Origin of the sequence: Bacteroides faecalis (assembly GCF_003865075.1) — a bacterium.
Lineage (GTDB): Bacteria > Bacteroidota > Bacteroidia > Bacteroidales > Bacteroidaceae > Bacteroides > Bacteroides faecalis.
Genome location: NZ_BHWB01000005.1, coordinates 267152 through 291578 on the forward strand (window position 1 = coordinate 267152; position 24427 = coordinate 291578).

Below are 24427 nucleotides of genomic sequence, written 5' to 3' on the forward strand. Positions count from 1 at the left end.
TATTATCTCCCGGTTCCAATCCAAGTACCCTTGCGCCACCAGAACTCCAAAGGACCTTGCTTATGCCGCGCAAGCCACCAACGGCTGAATATCAGTTGAACAGTAAAGATACATACTGCAATAAGAAGACTTCCTGTTGCTCCTGCATATCTATACATAGAGAGTCCGAAGCCATAATAAATACAAACTCCCATGATAGATTGGGATATGTAATTGGTCAAACTCATACGTCCATATGGAATCAACAGACTTTGCCAACCATATCCACTATTTTTCTTAAACCAAAGCAATGTAAAAATAGAAACAAGAATAACCATGAAAGCAAAATTTGTATAAGAAGGTACGGCTATTTTATAAGGAACCAAAACAGAAGGATTGGTTATTAAATCGGGCACGAAGGTCTTCAAACAATAGAGAGGAATAAAAGCAATGGCAGCATATTTCAGCATCTTTTTCCAGAAACATATAGATTCTTCACTTTTAATAAAATACTTTCGGCGTCCCAGCAACATTCCGAACATGAATAAAGCAGCGGTCTGAAACAGACGACCATTTTCTACTTGCCAAATGTTACTATACAATTGCCCGTCAGTAATATTAGAACGAAGTACTTCCAGGAAACTACCATTAGCTGTTACTACCTGGGCACGTTCAGCATAAGGGATAAAGTGACCTGTCACAGGTACATAATTTGGATCTATCATCGCATAAATAGCACGTCCCCATTCATAAGGCTGCAAAAGCAATATAACGGCAATCCAGAAAACCGTTTTATTATTTAATTTACATACCGGAATCAGAGCAAAGCCAACTACTGCATATAACAAAAGTATATCACCATTATAAAACAAGGCATGTAACTGTGCAAATAAGAACAACAAACATAGCCTCCATGCAAAACGTCCACGAAAGTCAGTACCCCGTTTTTCGGCATTACGTAATTGGATATAAAAACTAAACCCGAACAATAAAGAGAAAGTAGCATACGCTTTTCCGGCAAACAAGAAGAACATCGTATCCCACATATACTTATCTATCGTTTGTAACCACGCCGGTACTGTAAATTCCAATGGTAGAAACAAATTATAATGTTCCAGATTATGTAACAATACAATAGCTAAAAGGGCAAATCCACGCAGAGCATCTACTACTCCAAGTCGTTCAGTCGTTTTAAGTGTTTGAGTCATAAAATAGATTTATTCAGGATTACTTAATAATAGCGGTAAAAATAACAGTAAAATCTGAATTACAAAAGTTTATAAACATTAAAAGAAAATGGGTCAAAAGATAACTATTAAGGAACCGGGATCTTGTTCTTTCCGTTCAATTCATGATTTCACTAGATCAGTTCGTAACTAGCCATTTGTATAGGCATATCTAAATTATGCAAAACCTTCTCCAGCAAAATCCCTTCCCTATTATCATACTCATACCCAAAAGTAGCCCGAATCCCTTGCAAAATAAATTGTGTTGCACGGTCTAATGCCATCGGAAGGCTATCTCCTTGCATCAAAGAACCGGTTATAACACTCGTAAAAGTATCTCCTGTTCCCGGATAATGAGCCGGTAAATACGGACAGGTCACTTTCCAATAGCGATTTCCGTTCCTGTTATAGGCATAAACGGAAGTTTTACGTGTATCTTTATGCACCGGAACACTGGTTATTATAACGACTTCCGGTCCTTTATCGGATAAATGACGCAGATATTCCTTCAATTCTTCATCTGTATTATCAGCTTTATATGGTTTATCCAACAAATAAAAAAGCTCGGTCAGGTTCGGAGTTATCACATCTGCTTTTGTGATGAGATGACGCATTTCCTTGACCATATCCATGTCGAAGTTAGTATATAGACGTCCATTATCTCCCAATACCGGATCTGCCACTACCAAACTATCCGATCTTCTGAAATCATTAATAAAATCAGAAACAATCTGAATCTGCCTGGGAGATCCCAGATAACCGGTATAAATCGCATCAAACTGTACCTCCAATTTCTTCCATTCAGCAATAATTTTCGGCATTTCATCGGTCAGATCCAAAAAGGAAAAACCGGGATACTGTGTATGATTAGATAATACAGCTGTAGGAAGTGGACAAACCTGAAATCCCATCGATGATAAAATGGGAATTACAACCGTCAATGAAACTCGTCCCATCCCCGAAAGATCATGAACAGCCGCTATTTTCTTTACTTTATTTGCATACATTACATTATAATTATTTATGCGATTTAGTAGTTAAAAATCTAATTTGTCACCCCTCTCCGTCATTCATTTCAAAATAACTAATACTTCCCGCGCCCCATGAGCCCCCATCACTAATGCCTGTTCAATGTCAGCCGTCTTAGACGGACCGGAAATAAATGTTCCAAACTGATATTCCTGTCCGACTAATCCGCAATAAGCATCAAACATCGTATTTACAATTTTATTCCGATCGAGTAAAATTACCAGGCTTTCGGAAATAAAGTAAATAGCTTTATACTTGACTCTTTGTGGAATCCATATGGCTCCATTTTCTGCAACCCCTATCTCTCCTTCAATTACTGCCACCTCTGTTCCATCCAATTCTTTCGGATCATCGAGATTGTCCGGATTGAAAGTGGCACAAGAAACCTCCGGTAACACAGAAGCTATACGTGTTGCAGCCGGATAAGTTCGGCGGATGACTTGATTCACATCCTCTCCTTCCCCTAATATTATAGCAGTACCGCCTACAGCACGACTAATCGCACAAAACTGTTCAAGCTTATCAGGATAAGACAGCCGTTTCATATCTACTATATCCGGCTTGTCATAACGAACCTGTGTATTTTTGCGGATACTCGCTAATATTTCTTCTCTACTACTCATTGTTATCCTCCTTTCCCTGTACTTCATTCTTTTTCCACATTTCATTGAACGACTCTTTAGCAAACTTCGGAAGTTCACGTCCTTTACCCCAAGCATCAAGATCATTATATTTCATGAAGCGTGGCAAACCATTCACAACAGGAGCTACCCACAAAGCCGCATTGAACAATGCCGGACGGTCCATCAGGAACTTCATGCCACCGGACATTATCTTCTTTCCGGCATTTGCTTTTCCTAAACCATCCAAATCCTGGCGCCATTTATAAATCTGCTCTGCCAAATCTACCTTCACCGGGCAGACATCAGAACAGGACATGCACAATGAACAAGCAGAAAGATTATCGTAATACTTCTCCGGATCATGTGCCATCCCCAGATTAATACCGATAGGTCCGGGAATAAAATAAGTATAAGAATATCCTCCGCTCCTGCGATACACCGGACAAGTATTCATACAGGCACCACAACGGATACAATTCAATGTTTTAATATGATCAGTCTTAGAGAGTATTTCACTTCGACCGTTATCCACGATAATAATATGATATTCACCCCCTTCGCGTGGACGGCGATACTGAGAAGTATAAGTTGTCACCGGCTGTCCGGTAGCCGAACGTGCCAACAGACGTGTAAATACTCCTAAAGATTCCAGATCCGGTACAATCTTTTCTATTCCGAAAGCAGCAATATTCAGTTTCGGATAAGATGTTCCCATATCTGCATTACCTTCATTTGTACACACAACGATATCGCCCGTAGAAGCTACGGCAAAGTTTGCTCCCGTCATGGCAGCTTCTGCATTGAGGAAAAGATGTCTTAGATTCTTACGAGCCGCATGAGTCAGATAAGTCGGATCAAAATTACCTTTTTCCGTACCCATCTCTTTTTCAAAAAGTTCGCCTACTTGCTCCCGTTTGATATGAATAGCAGGCATTACAATGTGGCTGGGAGCCTCATGCATCAATTGAAGAATACGTTCTCCCAAATCCGATTCAACAACGTCAATTCCACGTTCCATCAGGAAAGGATTCAGCCCGCACTCTTCGGCAAGCATAGATTTGCTTTTGATAAAATGATGGACATTATGTTCATTCAATATATCATAAACGATGGCACAATATTCGGCTGCATCTTTCGCCCAATGAACAATAGCACCATTAGCAGTAGCATTCTTTTCGAACTCAACCAAAAGTTCTTCCAAATGGCTGTTGGAATAAAGCTTCAATTCACAAGCCTTATCACGCAGTTCCTCCCATTCGGGAACTTCTTTACTCATTTTGTCCCTTTTGACACGAACCATCCAAAGGGTTTCGTTATACCACGCTGCCATCTTGCTGTCCTGCAAGAACTTCTCTGCAGCTTTTGCATGTTTGGTACTCATGACTGCGAAGCTAAGATTTCTACTATATGAATGATTTTTATAGGAAGATGTTCCCTTTCAATAACGCCTTGCATATGCATCAAACAGGAACTATCGGCTCCTACTATATATTCGGCACCGGTAGCCATGTGATTTTTCACCTTATCCCGTCCCATACAAACAGATACCGCTTGTTCTTCCACAGCGAACATACCTCCAAATCCACAACATTCATCCACACGAGCAGGTTCGAAAACTTCAATGCCTTCTACCATATCAAGTAAATCACGCAATTTATTAAAATAAGGAATGTTCAACTCACTTGGAGCAGAAAGAAGTAGTTCGCGCACACCATGGCAACTATTATGAATGCTTACTTTATGCGGAAAACGTGCCGGTAGTTTCGAAGGTTTAAGTACATCATGGATAAATGCACAAAGATCATGAATCTTACCCGCACTTTGACAAATATGTCCTTCTTTCTTTAGGATACCGGGATGGTTCTCTTTCACAAAAGCCACACAACTGGCAGAAGGACCGACAATATAATCGTACTTCTGAAACAATTCATCAAACCGGAGTGCCAATTTCAACGATTCATCCTCAAAACCGGCATTTGCCATCGGTTGTCCGCAACAGGTCTGGTCTAACGGATAATCGACATCTACTCCTAAACTTTTTAATAGCTTATACGACGCCACTCCCACATTCGGATAGATGGCATTGATATAACAAGGAATAAACAAACCTACTTTCATAATGTATATGTAAAATATTATAAGCTCCTCCAGTCCATCCGTTTATCTATTTAGCGGATGTCGATAAGTTTATGCGTTTGCAAGCTAAGTCTCCATTTGGGATGTCGCATTACGCAGTCTACTGTTTCAGCAGTATTATTACAAGAACAAGGCTGAAGGTAAAAATGTTCGGCAAAAAGTGATTCATACATGCTGATATCTTGTCCTTCATAGACAACTTTCACTTCATCCATCCGGGCAATCTCCAGTTTAGAGCCATGCTTAGGCGAACAAGTTACCCAATCAATCGATTCAGGCAACACACAAGTTCCATTTGTTTCGATACAAACATATTTACCCGCTTCATGCAAACGGTCAATAAAACCATTATCGATCCATAACGAAGGCTCTCCCCCTGTCAGAACCACCATAGTAGCGGGATATTTTCTTACCTCTTCAATAATTTTCTCATCAGTCAGCATGATTCCTTCTTCATGCTGTGTATCACAAAAGCTACATTTCAAGTTACATCCGGAGAAACGGATAAAGACAGCAGGGGTTCCGGTATGATAACCTTCCCCTTGCAAACTATAAAAGATTTCGTTAATCTTTCTCATCGTTCATTCGCATCTTTAAATTATTCTCACTCGGATTCTTTTTCATCTTCCGGATAATCTTTTTCGTAAATGATTATATTCCCTTCCGACTCCTGAACTTCTACTTTATAACATTGTGGAATCTGTTTGCAAACCCAACGTGCTATATTTTCAGCTGTCGGATTAAATGAAAGTACTTCATTCAGATTTTGATGGTCCAACTTTTCTTTTACCAACTCTTTGATACGGGTGAAATCTACGACCATTCCTTCTGAGTTTAGCCGTGTAGAACGGCAATAGACAGTGATAATCCAATTGTGACCGTGTAGACTGGCGCATTTACTGCGATACGGAAGTACCAGCTTATGGGAAGCCGATATCTCCATGCGTTTAATTACTGTAAACATTGTTTTAAGTATTTAATAAGTTTCCTGCACCTAATGTCACCTCGATGCAAGGACAAAGGTAATACAAAAAGAGTGTTTATTCGACAAATAGGAGTGTTTTTTCTTCATCTAATTCAGCACACAAATAAATTTGCTTCTACATCCAGTTTGCATTATCTTTGCGACATGAAAACCCTCTGTATTGTTATAGGAAGTATTTCTCTGGCACTCGGCATTCTCGGCATCTTTTTGCCGCTATTGCCTACTACTCCTTTCTTACTACTCACCGCTGCCCTTTACTTCAAAGGGTCACCCCGGTTATATAATTGGTTACTAAATCACCGGCATTTCGGGCCATACATTCGTAACTTCCGCGAAAACAAAGCAATACCTTTACGTGCCAAAATCATTTCTCTCACTCTAATGTGGGGAACCATGTCTTATTGTATATTCTTCCTGATCCCACTTTTATGGGTAAAAATACTCCTTGCACTGATAGCAGCAGGAGTCACTTATCATATTCTTTCTTTCAAAACGTTGAAATAATGCGAAAGTCCCTGACGGGCTTCTGCCAGCTTATCCTCCCAATGTTTCACCGAATTTTGTCCGATGATATCCGACACATATTTCACCGAAATAAAAGGTATTTCTTTCGCCCGGCAAACGAATGCTTGCGCATAAGCTTCCATATCTACGACATCTCCAGTGACATGGGTCAGCTCTGTCAAGAAACTATCTCCTGTATTGCAAACTCCTTCTTCCGTCCAATGTTGACAAAAACCTTTTTCTTTGAGTAAAGCAGACGAGTCAATCTCCGACTCCAATCCAAAATCTGTCATCTTTTGCATATCACGGTCTACAAACTTACGACAAACAAAGATATCTCCTACTTGGTGATTAACGGTTCCAGCCGTACCAAGATTCAAAACTAAATTCGGTTGCACCTGCCGAATCGCTTCCGCCAAATGAAAAGCTGCCTTCACTTTACCAATACCTGTACGAATATAATAAGGTTCCACTTCAGGCCATTTAATCTCTACAAATTCGCCTTGAACAGCATAGGTTACCAATATTTTCAACATAAACGTTTTTATTTTACAGATTTCTATTCTTTTATAAACTTATCAATCGAAAATCGAATGTACAAAAGTAATCATTTTATTGATTTTTTCCTCTATCTTCCGTATGTAAAAAAAATATCAGCATACTCTATATTCCAAACCGCCTATAGTATATCAATCCAGAAAGATACCACATATTCACCGGACATAAAACGACCAAACAATACCTGCTCCCAAAAACATTCGGAAGAGAGAATTAGAACTATAAAAACTCCACTATCAAGTCAAAAGATTCTTTGATTTCAGTTCTTTTCTAAATAAAACACGAAAACTTTCGTGTAATTATAGGATTTTGAAATATAATCCGTATATTTGCTCGATAAGCAATTGGGTTTATTCTGATTCTTCTTTGTTTGTGTTTGACTCCGTACTGTCTGCAGTGGACTTTTTCATTTTCAAGATCGATCTCAATTATTAGTCCATTTTGTCTAGAGAATATCCATTTTGAACTTTGATTATTTAGCATTGAAAGATTGATGATGACATCAATGGTAAAATGCAAAAAGTAATTACATAAACAATTATATATGGTAAAAAAAGAAACATCAACTAAAAGAGATCGAGAAAAAGTAAAACAAACTAAGAAAGAAGAAAAACAAAAAAGAAAAGAAGAACGCCTGAATAATGGGAGCCGCAGCTTTGAAGAAATGCTTGCATATGTGGATGAAAATGGAGTACTTCATTCTACACCACAGGAAAAACCCAGAACGGAAATTGATGCCAGTGAGATTGCAGTCTCAGTTTCCAAGCAGGAAGAAATGGAAGATCCGCTTCCTCTTAACGGACGAATAGAACATTTCAATAAATCCAAAGGTTATGGCTTTGTGAAGGATGCAGAAAATGATGAGAAATATTTTTTCCACATTACTTCGGCTCCGGATGACATTACGGAAGGAGATATAGTAACATTTGAAATAGAACGTGGTACGCGGGGAATGAACGCCGTGCGCATCTCAATTATTAACAAAGTAAATAAATAGTAAAAAATGAACATTTATGTTGCAAATTTAAGCTGGGGTACAACATCTGACAGCTTGCAGGAATTATTCTCACAGTTTGGCGAAGTAATAGCAACCAACATCATCACTGACAGAGAAACGGGGCGTTCACGCGGATTCGGTTTTGTTGATATGCCGAATGATGAAGAAGGTCAAAAGGCTATTAACGAACTGAATGAGACTGAATTTGAAGGTAAAAACATTGCAGTAAGCGTAGCACGTCCAAGAACTGAAAGACCTTCAGGTGGTCGTGGTGGTTACGGTGGTGGTAATCGTGGTGGCGGCTACGGCGGTGAAAATCGCGGTGGTGGTTACGGTGGTGGAAACCGTGGAGGCGGTTATGGCGGTGGAAGATATTAATTCCCTGATTATATAAAAAGCTATCATAATAGAGGATGCGCCCAATTTTGACGCATCCTTTTTTATGATACTTACTCACTATTACAGCCCTAACTATGCTCTCATAGTCACTTGATATCATCATGTAGATGGTCATATTTCTTCCTATATCGGATATAGCGTAATGTCCATTCACGCCTTTTCTCCATAAACTCTTCTTCTGTAAGAAGTTCATAATAATAGCTTAAAATGCGCTCGTAAAAGCTCAAGCATTTATCATCTTTTTTTAACTTTCCGTAAGTCTCCTTACCCATGTTTATTTGGTGGCACATCTCTATGATTTTCACGTGCTCAAGCTTAAGCAATTCTTCAATAAAAAGCCCAAAGACATAATGATGAAATTCTTTTTTCATTTCTTTCTAATTTAATTATTAAAATAATGTGATTAAACACTAAATATTTTCACAATAGTCCGGACATATCCGAACTGTATTTCTTTGGTTTACCCTAACTTCACAGAGTGTTTCTTGAAAGACGAAAATATTCGTACTCTACAACATTAGTGATTAATTTTATTTCATTATTATATTTATACAAAAAAATGATCAATATTGAATCCTTACTCTGCCTGATCGAGATAACTAAAATGATTAGTAAGCTCTACTGGAAAAAAATTATGAATAGTCTGATGGGTACAGTAGGTACAGAAGATATCCCCCATCAATTCACACACACATGCATATGCGTACATTATAATGCGAAAAATGAAAATACAAAAACACTTCAAAACAGAATGTTTCTCATGTCAGGCAACAATACCCATACAGAAATTCAGCAAAACTCCATGAATATTAATAAACCCATCCCCACTGCAATGCCTCCCTCGAAACGATGGATATCGAATTTATCATCAACATACAAGTGTTGGAACAAGATGAGGATATGGAGGTTAAACTTAATACCTCCCTCAACAGGCTAGAGCATCTGATAAAGCACAGGGCCATTACCAATGTAGACGGCAAGGGAACTTACGCGTACGTATGTGTGTGTGTGAGGAAGGTCAGGTAAAAGTGTACCTACTGTACCTGTTTACCCATAAAACCACCCACCGCTTTGTAGGAGTTAAAGCATAGCTTTACGGTATCTATAGCTATGCTTTAGCCTACGTAAAGCAATGGCCTTACAGTTCACCCAAGGCATCTACAATTACCCTTACTTCCAACGGTGTATAAGATCGGCGTTGTAGCTGATAGCCTAAGCAGCAGATCACAACTGAACATAACTGACATTCGCAGGATTTATAAAACATTATCAGCTGTAAGGGCTGCTGGAAGAAAGAAATTCGATAAGAACATCTCAAAATATAAATAAAGGAAAAAAGAATTGATACAATTAACCCGGATACCCCAAAAAACTTCATGAATGATATATGTATATCATCCATGAAGAATTTACCATCTCTTTATAAAGATTTTGAATGTATCATTCCCAATCACCTACGATTTATTTTGCAAATTACCTTTGATAATTTGTATCATATGTTTATAAGCCATATTTTGATTTGCCAACATATTGAATTTTTCCAATGATTGGTTATAAGCTTCAAAGGCCTTTTGTGTTTGTTTAATATCCATATAAAGTTTACCCAAATAAAAATAAAGATATGCGATCTTTGCTGTGTAAGCAGTATAACATTTATCAGAATCTCTCAAAATTTCTGTTTCTATATCAAAATAACTTCTCAGAGTGTATTCATACATCTTAATAGCGGATGATATACGCTCATTATATTTTTCTTTAGCAGCATTAATAGAATCCTCCGACAGTGGAGATACTGTTTCCATTTTTTCTGCTATTTTCTCTGCTTGATACCAATATAATTTCCCAAGTGTCAAGTAAGTATTTGCCAATTCCGGCAAATAAATTTCCGGTTTTCTATCTGCCAATCCTTTTCTGATTTCCAGAGATTCTAATAATAGAGACTCACTATCCGTCCATCCATTTTCAGCACATAAATCACCCAGATTATACAAACATTGAGCAATATTGGAAGTATATTTGCCGGCATTCAACTCTTCAAGTTCTCGATAAACCCTTAACGCATAATAAATAAAGACACGTGCCCTGCGATGCTTACGAGTATCATTTTTATAAAAGCACCCAAGATTCATCCACGCCATTGCAATATCAGCCTTATATCTTTTTCGCTTGTCTTCACACAAGCTTTCATATTTATCCCTTATTTCTTGATTCAGCTTTTCACCTTCTTCTTTTTTATTATTTTGATAATATAGAACACTCAAATTACTCTTAACAAGAAAAATATAATGATCATAATCACTTTCGGGATAATGATTGGACAACACTGTATAAAGTAAAAGAGCTTTTTGATAACTGGCTTCCGCATCTTGATATTGCCCTGATCGATTATATAAATTACCCACAAGATTAAAGCTTCTGGCAATAAGAGATAAGTTTGGGGATGGAGGAAGTAAATTGATAAAATCCAAATGAAAAGTCTGCAAATATTTATTTTCCGGTAAAGACAAATAAAGCTCAATAGCTTCGTTATAGAAATCCAACGCTTTTTCAAAACGATTGTTCTTATCAAGAAAACGTGCATACTTATAAATAAGATATGCACTCTCTTCTCCTGAAAGACATCCTTTTGCTACTTGAATAGCACGTTCTCTTATTATACAAGCTTCTCTGAAACGATTTGGATTGGAACGGTCAATCAGACGGCTTTTAGCGCATAGCAGTAACTCTTCCACATTGTTCTTCAATAAATTCCGGGCATCTTCCAATACTAATTTCGCTTGCTTGTACTTATCAAGATGATGATCTCCCTCTTTATTTATATCATCTACATTCAATATCCGAGCCACCTCTTTATCATCCCCATGTTCCAAAAGAAAAGCTACTTTTTGTAATCTCAGACTTGAAGTTTCCGCAGATAATTTGTTCAGTTGATACACAATATTCAACAGCAACTTATTCTGTTGCTCCAAATCCTCCTGAGCCTGATTAATTTGATTCAATAAATGTTTTTGTTTTTGCTGTTTCTCTGTCAGCCTCAGGGTTAGCATCTCTATATAATCTTTCGCATCTTCCCACTCTTCTTTAAAATCATCTTTGGGAGATCCGGGATGCTCAATACTTTCATATTTACTGAGCCTCGTAACTTTCTCTTCTATCTTATTTTGCAATTCCAGAATCTCATTATTAACTTTGGACAGAGATTCACGACATTCACTTTGGATTTTCTTGAGTTTGATAACCTCACTATTGTTGGCAGAAAAAGACAGATGTTCTACATCTCCGATACAAGTATTGCCCAACATGATACTGGACTCTCTTATCTCCATATCACTTGTACCGTCCAGATATGGCAATAGTCTATTCCCTTCCTTATTCTGAAGTGCTTTAAGTAATCTCTGTGCACTCATATTAACATCCAAGCACAGTTGTGATGAATGATTATATGCGGGAGGAATATAATAGTTATATCTTTTACCTATAATAGCCTTCAATTTACGAAGTCTTCTTTCTTCCTCTTCCCCTTCATTTAAGCTTTTCTGAAAAACATAAATGTTAGGGAATCCTTGTTTTTGTTGTGTTTTTCGAGCTTCATAAAGTTCTTCAATCGTATAACGACCTGCCTTACGATGAAATAATGCTATAAACAATTGACTTGTTTTTACTTTCTCGTCATATCTATCCTGTGATGGAATTCCATTATACCCATTATCAAAATGTTCCCAGATTTCTAATTTGAATATGATTTTTCCATCATAGACATCATTCAATCTTTGAATTAATAGAGTGACCGCCTCACGATCTTGTTTTAGTTCTTCACTGGAAGCCAAAAATACCCGAACAATAAATGGAGCTGACATAAGGATTCTTTTATTTCTTTGTTATTCACCATAGCATTAGGATAATGTCGAAACATACCATGACTGGACAGGTTAAATCTCACACTAATCCCCAATAACTTACGACAATGTCCAAAAATACAAAGTTTTTTCTATTAGGACAACTTATAAAAGTAAAAATCATCAAGGAAGAAGAATCAGAAGTTTATGGATATGGCTAATCAACAAAGAAAAAACAAGTATTTTGGTCTATTTTTATCTTTAAATGAACGAAAATTTTCCTTTTCAAGACTCCATCTTTCCTACCTTTGCAGGAAACTTAAACACATAAAACAATGACTCAAAACGCTATTACCGAAAATCGGTTGGTTTGGCTGGACGTTATCCGTTGCATAGCCATGATGATGGTAATCGGTGTACACTGCATCGATCCTTTTTACATTTCTCCCACAATGAGGGTGATACCGGAATATACTCATTGGGCTGCTATTTACGGCTCATTACTCCGTCCATCCGTTCCACTATTTGTAATGATGACCGGATTGCTCTTGCTTCCTATTAAGCAACAACCATTAGGAAATTTCTACAAGAAACGTATTTACCGTGTATTGTTTCCTTTCCTCCTCTGGTCAGTCTTGTATAGTATGTTCCCCTGGTTTACAGGTCTTCTTGGATTGCCGAAAGAAATCATCGGAGATTTCTTTTGCTACACACAAGGACATGAATCACAAAGTCTTATGGATTCTCTGAAAGACGTGGCAATGATTCCATTCAACTTCAGCCATAAGGAAAATCACATGTGGTATATTTATCTGCTTATCGGATTGTATCTTTATATGCCTTTCTTCTCCGGTTGGATAGAAAAGGCAAGCAATAAAACCAAACAAACATTCCTGTTTATTTGGATTATCTCTCTTTTTATCCCTTATATACGTGAATATGTAGCTAATTTCCTTTTCGACCGGAACGGTTATGTATTTGGAACTGATACTTGGAATGAATTCAGTATGTTCTATTATTTTGCCGGATTCAATGGCTATCTGTTATTGGGACATTATGTAAAACAAGGAAACAATTGGAGTGTACTAAAAACATTTCTCATCTGCGCAATCATGTTTGCCATCGGTTATTATGTCACTTATACGGGCTTTAGCACAACTGCTGCCAATCCGAATGCTACCGAAACGGAGATGGAACTTTACTTCACTTTCTGTAGCCCGAATGTACTATTAATGACTCTGGCAGTATTCCTCATATTACAAAAAGTAGTAATCAATACGCCAATTGTAGTAAAAGCACTGGCCAATATGACTAAATGTGGCTTTGGTATATATATGGTACACTATTTTGTAGTAGGTCCATTCTTCTTACTGATAGGTCCTTCTGCAATACCTATTCCACTGCAAGTACCTTTGATGGCTGTATGTATCTTCATTTGCAGTTGGGCATTCACAGCACTTATGTATAAGTTAATGCCTAAGAAGGCACACTATATTATGGGATAAGCATATAATAATGTGAATTCTAAGACTTAAACAAGTCTTAGAATTCACATTAAGTTAAATGAAAAACACGCAAATTATGAAGAAGTTTTGGATGTATGCAGTCTGTACCATCTGTCTGATGGCTGCTTGTACAGAATCTCAGCACTTTACAACTGAAGGTTTATGTCTTGTGGATGTAGCAAGTGCTATGGAAAACCAGACAGAACTGAAGATATCCGACTTGGGCAATGATGTTTGTTATATCCCTTTGGAAACTACTGATTCTTGTCTGATAGGCAATGACCCGAAACTGTTGTTGCTGGACAAACACATCGTTGTCTATACACGTAAAGATTGCTTTCTGTTCAATAAAACTAACGGTAAGTTCATTTCCAAAGTGGGGTATGGCGGTGATAGCCCTGAAGCCTATTCCGATGCCAAGCCTATCTATAATGATGTGGAAAAGATGTTATGTTTCAAACGCGAACCGAATATCTTTCAGCGTTATGACTTGCAAGGTAAATACCAGGGAAAGATGATGATACCCACTCATCCGGTTGTACCGAATGATTTCATTTTTACAGATTCATTCGCGATAGGACATTACAATAGCATAGGACAAGAGTTCAGTAGCCGTTCGTTAGTATTCTTCAATACTCGGGGCGAACAGAAAGATACGCTTTCCAGCCTATTGCCTGTACTTCCTGAGAAACACATTGGCGATGTTAAAAGATTTTCTGTGCGAAAACAGGGATTGACAAACTTCGTTCTAGTAGAGTTCAAAGATGACAGTTATTCGGCTAATATTACCGATTTGTCTTTCTTATGGAAACAAGGTAGTAAAGTTCGTTTTAAAGAGGCTTTCATCGATACGATTTATACGCTGGAGAGAAATCGGCTAGTTCCTGACATTGCATTTTCTACTGGAAAATGGCATTGGGGAGCAGAGGCGCGTACAGATTCTAAAGACAATCACAACCGTCTGCTAATGACAACGGTATTTGAGACAAACCTGACTCTTTTCTTCCAATCCGTACGTGAAGTCTATAGCGACCAACCGGAAACCTACAATGGCGTTTATGACCGTAAAGCCGGTACCACCCGTATGTATCCGGAAAAAGCCGGGTTTATAGACGACCTAAACGGATTCATGGCTTTCTGCCCCCAGACTTATAATTCTCTGGGCGAATATGGTATGATGAAAAGTTCGAATGAAGTCTTGATATGGTTAGAAGAACATCCGGAGGCGGTCCAAAATAAGAAACTATCTGCATTAAAAAAGTTAAATGAAGATTCTAATCCAATGGTGGTGATTACTGTGCCACGAGAATAGTGTGGTGAATATACATAAAACCGTTGCCGGATTTTCGATTATTTGGAGAATGTATGAGATGCTTGTAAGTTATATCTATTAGACGGTACCTGAAAAAATAGCATATTCTAAGCCAAAAGCCCTAAATACACTATAACCTTCGTCGCAAGGAAGTGAGAGAAGTGATAGCAGTACTCATCATGAGACGTATTACTATCGGAAAAATATGGTATTCAATCTCCATCCACAGCTATCAAAAAAATACTTCAAGAAAAAGAAGGAAGATATGTTATAATAAAGTACCCCTAAAATGAGTTACTCCCTATCAGTCAATCTTTGATTATTAAGGACCTAATTATTATTAGAAGTAGCAAGCATCAATAAAACATACGTTTAATATATGATTAAGAGTTTTGCCTGAAACGTTTGCGAGCCAACATAGACAAGGCAAGGACAATACACAATCCTATTCCCCAAATCCACAATCCTCCTCCACTACCTTCAGTTTTACCATAAGAGTGTAAGCCACTTAAATAGTAATTCACTCCAAACCAAGTCATTAAGACTGAAAGTATAGAGACCACAGAAAGCAGATTGAAGCACCAATCTGTTTTACCTTTCAGTAGTGGTACAAAACGTAGATGAAGAACTAGTGCATAAATCACAATTGATATCAACGCCCATGTTTCTTTCGGGTCCCACCCCCAGTATCTTCCCCAAGAGACATTTGCCCAGATGGCTCCTAAAAATGTCCCCGCGGTCATAAAGAACAGACCGAGAATCATTGCCATTTCATTCAGCAATGTCAGTTCACGAATACGAAATCGAAGTCTTAACTGATTAGCAGTTGAAAGTAAACTCATTAAGATCAGATTGAATAGTCCTGTTAAGGCACAAAGTGCAAAGAATACATATCCAATCATGATAATAGCTACGTGTGACATCAGCCAATACGACTGAAGCACTGGAACCAGGGGAGTTATTTCCGGATTCAAATGATTTAATCCGGCTACGAAGAGCATGATTCCTCCCAATAATCCGGCCAAGGCAGGAAGAATAGGAAAACGGCGAGCAAACAGCAATCCGCAACCAACCAACATCCATGAAGTGCATACCATCGATTCATAGGCATTCGCCCAAGGTGCATGACCGGAAATATACCAACGCAACAGTACTCCGGTTGTATGTGCCAAGAAAGCTATTACTAGAAGAGTAATCAAGGGAATATTTAATTTTCTACCCCATTTAAAGTCCGTCATCATCTCTCCACACGCAATAAACAGTAGTATCCCGCCTAAAATCAGATAAGCCAGACGACACCCCAAAAACAGGTCCAACTGATTATAAAGAAGTTCCGCTTTTATTTTTTGATTATCGATAACGGGAGTTTTACTTTTTGCTTGCTGGAAGATTTGAATCATATCCACTACCTTATCCGCTTCTTTCCAGTCATTGGAACGTACTCCATTATTCAACTCATAGAGATACCAATCCATAATTTTAGAAACAAACATAGAGTCTTTTCCTTGAAAAACATTCAAACTGTCACCGGCTGAGTACCATTTACCCCGTACATCATTTTCGTCCGGAAAAAGAGGTAATAACTGACGCTGCATAATCTGGTAAATAATATTCACCGATTCATCCAGTTTCAACAAGTCCGAATCCAAGCGTTTACGCTCTGCTGCCGATTTTGAATAGATTGCATTCACTTCATCAGCCAATACATAGTTCCCGTTTTTGTCAAATACATCTTGCCATGCCATGTACTTTCCATCTCTTCCGAAACGTTTCAGAATCTCCTTATTATCTACTTTAATAAAAGGGACTTTCCCCCACTCCTCGGGAAAAGATAATAGATTCAAAAAGAACTGGTCTGAAGTAAGACCATTCATTTTCTCCGCTCCGTAAAGCTTACGCAGAATAGCAGACGTATAACTATTGACCGGTTCTAAACGACCATTCGGATTGAGTACCACCAACTGCCCAAATTTCTCCGCATGTAAAGAAGAGACAGTTGGAGATTGTGCCCGCAATGTTTGCGTACCGAATATACCACCGGATAATCCTAAAAGAAGCAGCAAACAAAATGGCACATTCTTTTTCATCGCACTCAACTCTTTACGTAAACGGCCAAAACGAGAATTCTTACTAAACAACGTGAGCACAAAACCTACAAATAATAAGAAGTAACCCGTATACGTCAGTTGCATACCGGGACGGTCATAACTCACAGACAAAACCGTTCCCAATTCATCCCGATCAAACGAAGATTGAAACAATCGGTAACCATTTACTTCTATCACCTTATTCATACGCACAGTAGCAGTGAAAGAAGGTTCGTTTTCCTGCTTTATTACCAAATCACTCTCGTATGACATCGGACTGTGTGACCCGGGATAACGTTCCAACCTAAAATCATTGAGCTTAACAGAAAAGGGCAGGGAGGTATTTCCAGTCCCTGCCCCATCATCTCTCATCATGTAATTCACCGTTTCCCCCTCACGGATATGCACAATTCCTGTTACACCCACATAATGAGAGGCAGCTGCCCCCAACCACATAAAAATAAAAGCTCCATGAAAAAACAAACTACCTTTATTGATTCTTTTGAAATAGCTTCCCTGAAGAAACATACTCAACAAATTGATAGCCTGCAGCAATTGTAACAAGATAAACCAAGGGGCATAATAAAAATACTCCCTGGCTACAGCAGGACCGTATGAGTTCTCCACAAAAGTAGCGATTGCCAATATCACTGCATAAAGTGCCGCCAATACATACATCAGAACAGGTGAGGCTATCAAACGAATCAGTTTCATTAGTTTTATGTTATAAATAAGCAATACCTTCAATTTCTACCAGTAGCTCTTCTCTGCATACATCGGCATAAAGATATGCAATAGGAACATCCGGACAAAGTTTATCCAAATCTTTTTTCACTACATGCACATCCGTTTCATTCTTCAGGTACACACGAAGAAGCTCCAATTTGCCGGAATGTTCGGGAAGATTCTTCTTTCCTTCTTCCAAGCCAATCAAATGCTGGATGTTTTCAAGTGTAATCTCTGTCTGCGAAAGTACATTCCCATCTATGATACTCTCTTCACCCCGAATAGCAGCTGTCCCGGAAATATAAATCATTTCTAAACTTTGATCGGTCAGTAGCTTTCCCCTTTCAAACTTTGGAGTTTCTTTTTCCGTATCGGTCCGATGGCTTATCAATACATCGTCCGAATAATCATGGGCTGCTCTCTGCCAATCATTGTCCAAAGGCACAATGTCAATATTTCCTTTAACAGCGTTAAAGTCTATCTGCACACCACCATATTGTGTTCCGATTCCCGTAGCTGCCGGATATCCATATAACCATTCCGAAGAAGCATAAAACCTGGAACGCACGTCATTAAAATCTTGGTAGCACTGATTTCCATGAATCAAGTTTGTAATACGCTCCAGATAGTTCCACTGACGAACAATATCTCCGAAATTCATCCCTTCCGTCTTAAGGATTTCTTCTGCTTTACGAAATGCTTGCTCCGATTGCTCACAAATCGGTAGGTTCAAATCACCTGCACAAAGTCCTCCTGCTACAACTTCTAAGTAATCAGCCGCTTTAATACGGAGATAATGTCCCCATGCGGTTTCCTGTTCTTCTATTACTACTGCCTCATCAGCTGTTTGCTCCAACGAATGTACTTCCAAAATCAACTCTCCTGCCAAAGGTTTCTGTGCAACAAGCGAAACCAGTGGACGGGGAGCAACGAAATGTTTGTCCACCCATTGTTCAAGAAAATTCCGTTGAAGTTGATATTCCTGATTATCCGAACAGAGTGTAAAGAAGATAAGACGAATTACATTTTCCCGACGGAAGACAGATTCCAGTAGTTCTTCCGCCATCCGTTGCCAGGGTTTATTTTCCGCTGTATATAGTTCACATTTTATTCGATGATATACCATACGACATACAGGAATTAATGATAGGTTGCTACACCTTCCGGTTTATCAACACTATATACAGAAGACATCGTTTGCAATCCAGGATGATTTTCCAAAGAGTAAAGTACGTTCTTCTGGCGGTCTACCAACAACATATGTACTTTATCTTTCGGATTTACATGTCCGGTCCAATTAGTTATCAAGAAACGTCCGTCAGAGAAGTATTGGAAACCTCCTAAGAATTTAAGCGGTTTGCCGGGAATATCTGCATTGGATATTTCCCAAATTGTTTTTCCTTGGGGAGTTACTTCAATCAAACGGGGATTCTGGTCTTTGTCCGCTACGGCAATCAACGTATTTCCATTAGGAAGGCGGGTCAATGAATGAGGACCACCGGGGACTGACAATTCCCATACCACTTTCCCATTTGTATCATATTCCTTCACACATTGATCTCCATAATGCGCCACCAGAAAATGACCATTATCCAAGCGACGAGCATTACGCATAAACGCAAAGCCTCCATCCTTCACTCCTTTTGGCAAGATGCATACCTCTTTTACAATTTTCCCTTTCGGAGAAATTTCCAACATCCGTCCTGTGGTACACTCACCTACAAATGTATTACCGTTCTTCAAACGTTGGCAAGCAAACACCGGGCTTTGTGACTGATAATGAAATACTGTATCATTCTGACGAGTCATTTCAAGCACTCCATGTCCGGTAGTAAAAAGAATATTGCCATTAGGTAATACCCATAAATCATTGGAATCCGGAGCCTTGTGCTTCCAGATAATCTGTTCATTCTCCATCACAAACACGATACCTTGTGAATAATCAGCTCCGACAAATGTCTTGGTCTGTGCAATCAATGACACCGAGAAAAGTGATAAAACAAATGCAATAATATATATTCTATTCATAATTAGTTTTCTATGTTAAACAGATCATCACTATTAAATAGTATGATAACATTTATCATTCAAAACGTAGCGAAGTATCTACTTTTTACGTGTGCAAAGAATCGAGAATCTTCACTTCGTTCTGAATGATAGATAGTATAAAATAACTAAGTGTTGGCGCTTACAGTGATAATATGTATTCTTCCAACTCTTCCAACTCCTGATCGGTTACAGGTTTCTTTGGGCCATGGACTTTCAGCATATCTTTCATTGAATAACACCGACCATCATAAAGATAAGGAGCTGTACGCCAACACTCATTCAAAGCAGGAACGTCCATCTTCAATCCTTTATCCGGTCCGGTAGTCCATCCCACCTCATACTGTTTCTTATCTGTATAGTACTCTCCGGAATGACAACCGGCACAGTTTTCTTCAAAGATTTTCTTTCCTTTCTTTGCATTTTTAGAAAGCTTACCTTTTTGCAGATAAGGGCTTGGCAATGGCTTCAATGACTTGAGATACTCATCAATTGCTTCATAAACTTCATCATCTCCCTCCCCAAACAGAATATACTTCACTCCCGAGCGTACGGCTGTTTCAGCATCTTTACGGATACCCGTCACCATACAAGGAGGGGTCTGATGAGAAAGTAACAATGTTTTTGTATTCTTCGGATTACCCATACCATCGTTCAGCAAATCCCAGTTGAGTCCGTCTATACGTGCATCATTCGGATGACAAGTTGCGCAACTTTGCCAATTTTGGAAACAAAGTGTGGCATCATGAAAATACATATCACCCTTACCTACTTTAGTAAATGCCAACGGAGCACCCAGAACTTCCGTTCTCACATTCTTGCCATTCAAGTCCATAGAAACCAATTCCGAAGTATAATAATTGGCCGTATAGATATTGTTATCAGTAGCAACTACTGAACGAGGACCTTTTCCTTTGGTCGGAATAAAATCACGAATACCATACAAGAATCCGGCATCATTCGGAATGTTACCCCATGACTTCATGGAAGGAGTCACCATTTCTCCCTGTTTTGCTTTTGCAAGACGTTCGTGCAAAGCAATCCGGTCGATTCGAACCAATTCCTGACTACCGGAGGCCGCAACTATGATTTGTTTATCATCCGGAGTAACTATAACCGTCCATGGATTGGCCGCTCCTTTTTGAGGGGTATCCAACAATACAGAAGTTAATAGTTTCTTCGCTTTCAGATCAATAATGGATAAGGTATTTGTCGCCATCCAGCCTCTGTCTAACTGATTGGTAGGCAACTGGTAACGAGCAATCAGATGAGTAACATACGCATACTGACGATTTTTATCCACTGCTATAGACTTGACGTCCGTTGAACCGTTGGGGAGCATGATACGACTCTCTACCTTCTTTGAGAGTACATCTACGATATCCAATTGTACAGCAATGGGATAAGCAGTAGAAGCCATTTCCGGTAGATTGTTTCCTATCAGCAAACAAGAATCTCCGGCAAAAGAAACCATTGCTACCGGTTCGCGACCGATAGCAATTTTATTTATTACTTTACGATTAGACGGATTTATCTCCCAGAGTTCATTGTTGAACCGCTGAGTCACCCAAAGCGATTTCGACAATGGATTGTATAATATATCCGTTGGAGTTGCTCCACTCTCTTGCTTTGAAAGTATAGACAGCCTTTTTCCATCCAATTCGTACATCTTTCCGGAATTGCCATCACAAACCACCCACAGCTTTCCGGATGGATCTTGTGTCATTGCATTCACCGGAGAAGAGAAAGTTACTCTCTGTTCGATGTCCTGTCCGTCGGACGACATTTTTAATAGTTCGCTTCCCGCTCTATTCGTCACGAATAAGGATTTTCCATTATCAGCCAGAAACAGGTGATCCGGTGAAATAGTACCAGTGGGCTCTATCCCACTGGTGCAAAGAAGTATAGAAGCTACGATACTAACAGGTATCAAAATCTTTTTCATTTTTTCTGTTCTTTAGTTTGAAGAGATTGAATGTATTGACGGATATTCTCCTGGTCTTCCGCACGAGCAGCTTCCCGTTTTTTATCATAACGATCATAAAACTCGCGATCTTGATCCGACCAATTGTTCGCTTCACGGTAATCTCCGATCTGAGGAACAAGTAAGTCAATCCAAAGAGAAACCTTACGTATTTCTTGCGGAGTCAGTTTCGTTCCACCATGACCATTTTCCAGACGCTTAATCAGATTACTCTTATTAGATCCCGCAAAATAAGGCGGTAACAAAGTAGGTTCGGATAAAGAACTGATCCAGTTCACTTCCGGATTATGTGGATCGCCTCTCCAAGCCCGGTCTTCTCCATCAGGACGAGCATGAGTCAGACTCAAATAAGAATCTGTATATTTTCTCTTACTCTGGTGATCTACCACCTTCAACTCTCCTTTCAAACTCATAGGTTGTTTTACTCCGTCATGGCAAGAGATACAATGCTTGTCCCAGATTGGTTGAATCTCCTTCAAATAGCTGAAGTTACGTTCTCCCATTTCATCTTCCGGTTCCAATGCTTTGATACCTTTATTCATAGCCATGGATACAGCATGACCTGCCACAGGAACAGTATTCTTATGTTCGTGACATCCGACACAACTCTGTACCTCATTGGGTTGGAGGGTAGACCAACTACGCATAGTCTGCACTACACGTCCGTTAGCATCCAAGGCCTGAAAATACAAAGGTCTGCGTGCAGGAACTTTAAAAAATGCAGAACCATCGGGATATACTTCCGTCACCCCCAACACTCTCTTCACGTCCCAAGCCGCATTCCCTACTCCGGTAGGTGTACTGGCTAAAGCACCTCCTCCTTTATCCTGACCATTCACTTCGCCTACACCCGCTGCACGAAATTGAATCTCAACAACACGCAATTGCTTAATAGTTCCGGGTTCTACACCTTTCAAACCATTACCTTCATAGATATTCTGCATGTAATATACACCGTCCTTCTTTGTATAGTCTACTGTAGATGAACGACGGAAAGGACGTTCACGAGGAGCAACCAATATCGGTTGATTGCAAGAAATTTCAGGATCGGCAACTAGCAATTCACGCTCTCCATCAACATTCATCCAATAAATACCGAACATCATCGGATGTCCGACATAATATCCCAGCGGAGTATAAGAAATCAGAAATTCTGTTTCGTTCAATGGGAACGGATGTTGGAACTGATCGGTAAATTGTCCGTAACTGTCAATACGTTCAGCTTCCGGTTTGCGAACGGGAGCGACAAACATCACACCTTCATTCTCATCACGACCGGCTTCGGGATCAATAATACCCAACTTGCCATGTTGCGGGTTGTGATGTCCCATAAAAGTAGCCATTACCTTACGAGTACCAGGTATTTGACGAGTATGTGCCACCGTTGTCGGGAACCAACTGTTCACTCCATAATATTCTGCCTGTCCGGTTCCATCAGGATTCATTTGGAATAATGGCTGTGTCCAAACCTGTCCACGATCATTATAATCCCAACGGGTATAAACCACACGACCGTCATCAAGTAATGTAGGAGTTACTGTATGCACCTGGTCGAAACCTATCTGACGCATATAACGTCCCTCCCGATCACAAAGATACAAATTGCTGACTTCGGTAAACCAGCAGTCTACAGCACTTCCGCTACGAGTAGAATTAAACATTATATTTTCATCCGGCAAATAAATTCCTTCAATATCAGCATGTCCTTTCCCTGAAGTGATTTGCTTCACTTCACGTGTCTTCAAATCCATTTCATACAAATGAAAATCATCTTCCTTTGCAGACTTCTTCCAAGCAAAAAGCAGATGCTGACCATCAAAATGAAGATTCGGATCACGATAGACTCCATCTTCATCTGACAATAAATTCTCCTCTTTTGCCCAAATACCGTTCATTTTAATCTTTGACAATGAACCGCCTGCAATGTAATTACATTCGGCACGCGCATCCGACAGTCCTTCGGTATATGCAAAGAACGAAGGTCTCAACGTTCTAAATTTCGTAAAGACAATCTCCGGCTGATCGGCAGTGAAAGAAGCCAAACGCTTTGCACGTCTTTTTTCACAGGCTTTCAGATAAGACAGAAATGCGGTTTCAATGCTTTCCGGAGTTTCAGTTACATTAGTCGCAAGATTCAGTTCACCCAAGCGACGAGACAGTTGCTGGCTGAAAGAACCTTTAAACCAATGTACATTTCTTCCATCCTGTAACCACCAGTCATAATATACCGGATAGTTTTTCATCAACACCTGATGAGCTTCCTTTATCTTATTCTCCAGCTCCTCTTTATGATCCTCTTTTTCCCTTATCACTTGAACCTCTGCAAATTGCTTCTGCATCTCAGTGATAAAACTTTTCGCGTCCGTAGGCTGAAAAGAAGTATCTTTGGTTTGCCAGGCAACAATGGTGAATAGCATACAACACGCTACTCCCCATTTCAATAACCTTATTATTTTTGATTTTATCATATTAATATCTTAATATACCTTTGTTAC

20 protein-coding genes and 1 pseudogene are annotated in these 24427 nt (G+C 39.2%); 5 read left to right on the forward strand and 16 right to left on the reverse strand.

What is annotated here, in order from left to right:
* Positions 1-2 precede the first annotated feature (2 nt).
* The 7 genes from EJF25_RS11235 to EJF25_RS11265 all read right to left on the reverse strand — a co-directional run bounded on the left by EJF25_RS11235 (position 3) and on the right by EJF25_RS11265 (position 5957).
* Positions 3-1187 (reverse strand): DUF418 domain-containing protein, encoded by a 1185-nt coding sequence (locus EJF25_RS11235; RefSeq protein WP_125041211.1) that lies wholly within the window; start codon positions 1185-1187, stop codon positions 3-5.
* A 152-nt stretch (positions 1188-1339) separates the two neighbouring features.
* On the reverse strand, positions 1340-2212 hold the full coding sequence (locus EJF25_RS11240; protein WP_125041212.1) for a pyridoxamine kinase: 873 nt from the start codon (positions 2210-2212) through the stop codon (positions 1340-1342).
* A 63-nt stretch (positions 2213-2275) separates the two neighbouring features.
* On the reverse strand, positions 2276-2857 hold the full coding sequence (locus EJF25_RS11245) for a LutC/YkgG family protein (protein ID WP_125041213.1): 582 nt from the start codon (positions 2855-2857) through the stop codon (positions 2276-2278).
* Entirely contained in the window at positions 2850-4238 is a 1389-nt protein-coding gene (locus EJF25_RS11250; RefSeq protein ID WP_125041214.1) for a lactate utilization protein B, read from the reverse strand. Before EJF25_RS11250 ends, EJF25_RS11245 begins: the two co-directional genes overlap by 8 nt.
* On the reverse strand, positions 4235-4975 hold the full coding sequence (locus EJF25_RS11255; protein ID WP_125041215.1) for a (Fe-S)-binding protein: 741 nt from the start codon (positions 4973-4975) through the stop codon (positions 4235-4237). The genes EJF25_RS11250 and EJF25_RS11255 overlap by 4 nt, the downstream gene beginning before the upstream one ends.
* Positions 4976-5025: 50 nt before the next feature.
* A complete protein-coding gene (locus EJF25_RS11260) occupies positions 5026-5571 on the reverse strand; it encodes a 7-carboxy-7-deazaguanine synthase QueE (protein ID WP_125041216.1) in 546 nt (181 codons plus the stop codon).
* A gap of 26 nt (positions 5572-5597) precedes the next feature.
* Positions 5598-5957, reverse strand: a complete 360-nt coding sequence (locus EJF25_RS11265; protein ID WP_125041217.1) for a 6-pyruvoyl trahydropterin synthase family protein — start codon at positions 5955-5957, stop codon at positions 5598-5600.
* Between the two features lie 165 nt (positions 5958-6122).
* On the opposite strand from EJF25_RS11265, the gene EJF25_RS11270 reads away from it, so the two are divergent.
* Positions 6123-6482 carry a YbaN family protein gene (locus EJF25_RS11270; protein ID WP_125041218.1) on the forward strand — a complete coding sequence of 120 codons (360 nt, stop codon included), beginning with the start codon at positions 6123-6125 and terminating at the stop codon, positions 6480-6482.
* On the opposite strand, the gene EJF25_RS11275 is transcribed toward EJF25_RS11270, so the two are convergent.
* Complete coding sequence (locus EJF25_RS11275) at positions 6452-7018, reverse strand: 5'-methylthioadenosine/S-adenosylhomocysteine nucleosidase family protein (RefSeq protein ID WP_125041219.1); 567 nt, start codon at positions 7016-7018, stop codon at positions 6452-6454. The genes EJF25_RS11270 and EJF25_RS11275 overlap by 31 nt on opposite strands.
* A gap of 566 nt (positions 7019-7584) precedes the next feature.
* Here EJF25_RS11275 and EJF25_RS11280 point away from each other — a divergent pair.
* Together EJF25_RS11280 and rbp are read left to right on the forward strand one after the other, a co-directional pair.
* The gene (locus EJF25_RS11280) at positions 7585-8037 is read left to right on the forward strand and encodes a cold-shock protein (RefSeq protein WP_125041220.1); all 453 of its coding nucleotides are present in this window, start codon (positions 7585-7587) and stop codon (positions 8035-8037) included.
* 6 nt (positions 8038-8043) lie between these two features.
* Entirely contained in the window at positions 8044-8415 is a 372-nt protein-coding gene (gene rbp, locus EJF25_RS11285) for an RNA-binding regulator (RefSeq protein WP_125041221.1), read from the forward strand.
* Positions 8416-8522: 107 nt separating this feature from the next.
* Here rbp and EJF25_RS11290 read toward each other — a convergent pair whose 3' ends face one another.
* The 3 genes and pseudogenes from EJF25_RS11290 to EJF25_RS11300 form a co-directional block, all read right to left on the reverse strand.
* Entirely contained in the window at positions 8523-8807 is a 285-nt protein-coding gene (locus EJF25_RS11290; RefSeq protein ID WP_235016781.1) for a hypothetical protein, read from the reverse strand.
* Positions 8808-9574: 767 nt separating this feature from the next.
* A pseudogene (locus tag EJF25_RS11295) lies at positions 9575-9652 on the reverse strand (DUF4248 domain-containing protein); the annotation flags it as partial.
* A gap of 238 nt (positions 9653-9890) precedes the next feature.
* Positions 9891-12293 (reverse strand): tetratricopeptide repeat protein, encoded by a 2403-nt coding sequence (locus EJF25_RS11300; protein WP_125041222.1) that lies wholly within the window; start codon positions 12291-12293, stop codon positions 9891-9893.
* A gap of 314 nt (positions 12294-12607) precedes the next feature.
* Between EJF25_RS11300 and EJF25_RS11305 the strand changes: the two genes are divergently transcribed.
* Both EJF25_RS11305 and EJF25_RS11310 read left to right on the forward strand, forming a co-directional pair.
* Positions 12608-13777, forward strand: a complete 1170-nt coding sequence (locus tag EJF25_RS11305; protein ID WP_125041223.1) for an acyltransferase — start codon at positions 12608-12610, stop codon at positions 13775-13777.
* A 76-nt stretch (positions 13778-13853) separates the two neighbouring features.
* Positions 13854-15089, forward strand: coding sequence for a DUF4934 domain-containing protein (locus EJF25_RS11310; protein ID WP_125041224.1), 1236 nt, complete (start codon positions 13854-13856; stop codon positions 15087-15089).
* 383 nt (positions 15090-15472) lie between these two features.
* Here EJF25_RS11310 and EJF25_RS11315 read toward each other — a convergent pair whose 3' ends face one another.
* The 5 genes from EJF25_RS11315 to EJF25_RS11335 form a co-directional block, all read right to left on the reverse strand.
* A complete protein-coding gene (locus tag EJF25_RS11315) occupies positions 15473-17890 on the reverse strand; it encodes a cytochrome c biogenesis protein CcsA (protein WP_125041225.1) in 2418 nt (805 codons plus the stop codon).
* A gap of 10 nt (positions 17891-17900) precedes the next feature.
* On the reverse strand, positions 17901-18968 hold the full coding sequence (locus EJF25_RS11320; protein ID WP_235016782.1) for a chorismate transformation FkbO/Hyg5 family protein: 1068 nt from the start codon (positions 18966-18968) through the stop codon (positions 17901-17903).
* Between the two features lie 74 nt (positions 18969-19042).
* A complete protein-coding gene (locus EJF25_RS11325; RefSeq protein WP_125041227.1) occupies positions 19043-19930 on the reverse strand; it encodes an aryl-sulfate sulfotransferase in 888 nt (295 codons plus the stop codon).
* Positions 19931-20090: 160 nt separating this feature from the next.
* Positions 20091-21893 (reverse strand): c-type cytochrome, encoded by a 1803-nt coding sequence (locus EJF25_RS11330; RefSeq protein WP_125041228.1) that lies wholly within the window; start codon positions 21891-21893, stop codon positions 20091-20093.
* Positions 21890-24400 (reverse strand): HzsA-related protein, encoded by a 2511-nt coding sequence (locus tag EJF25_RS11335; protein ID WP_125041229.1) that lies wholly within the window; start codon positions 24398-24400, stop codon positions 21890-21892. Before EJF25_RS11335 ends, EJF25_RS11330 begins: the two co-directional genes overlap by 4 nt.
* Positions 24401-24427: the final 27 nt, after the last annotated feature.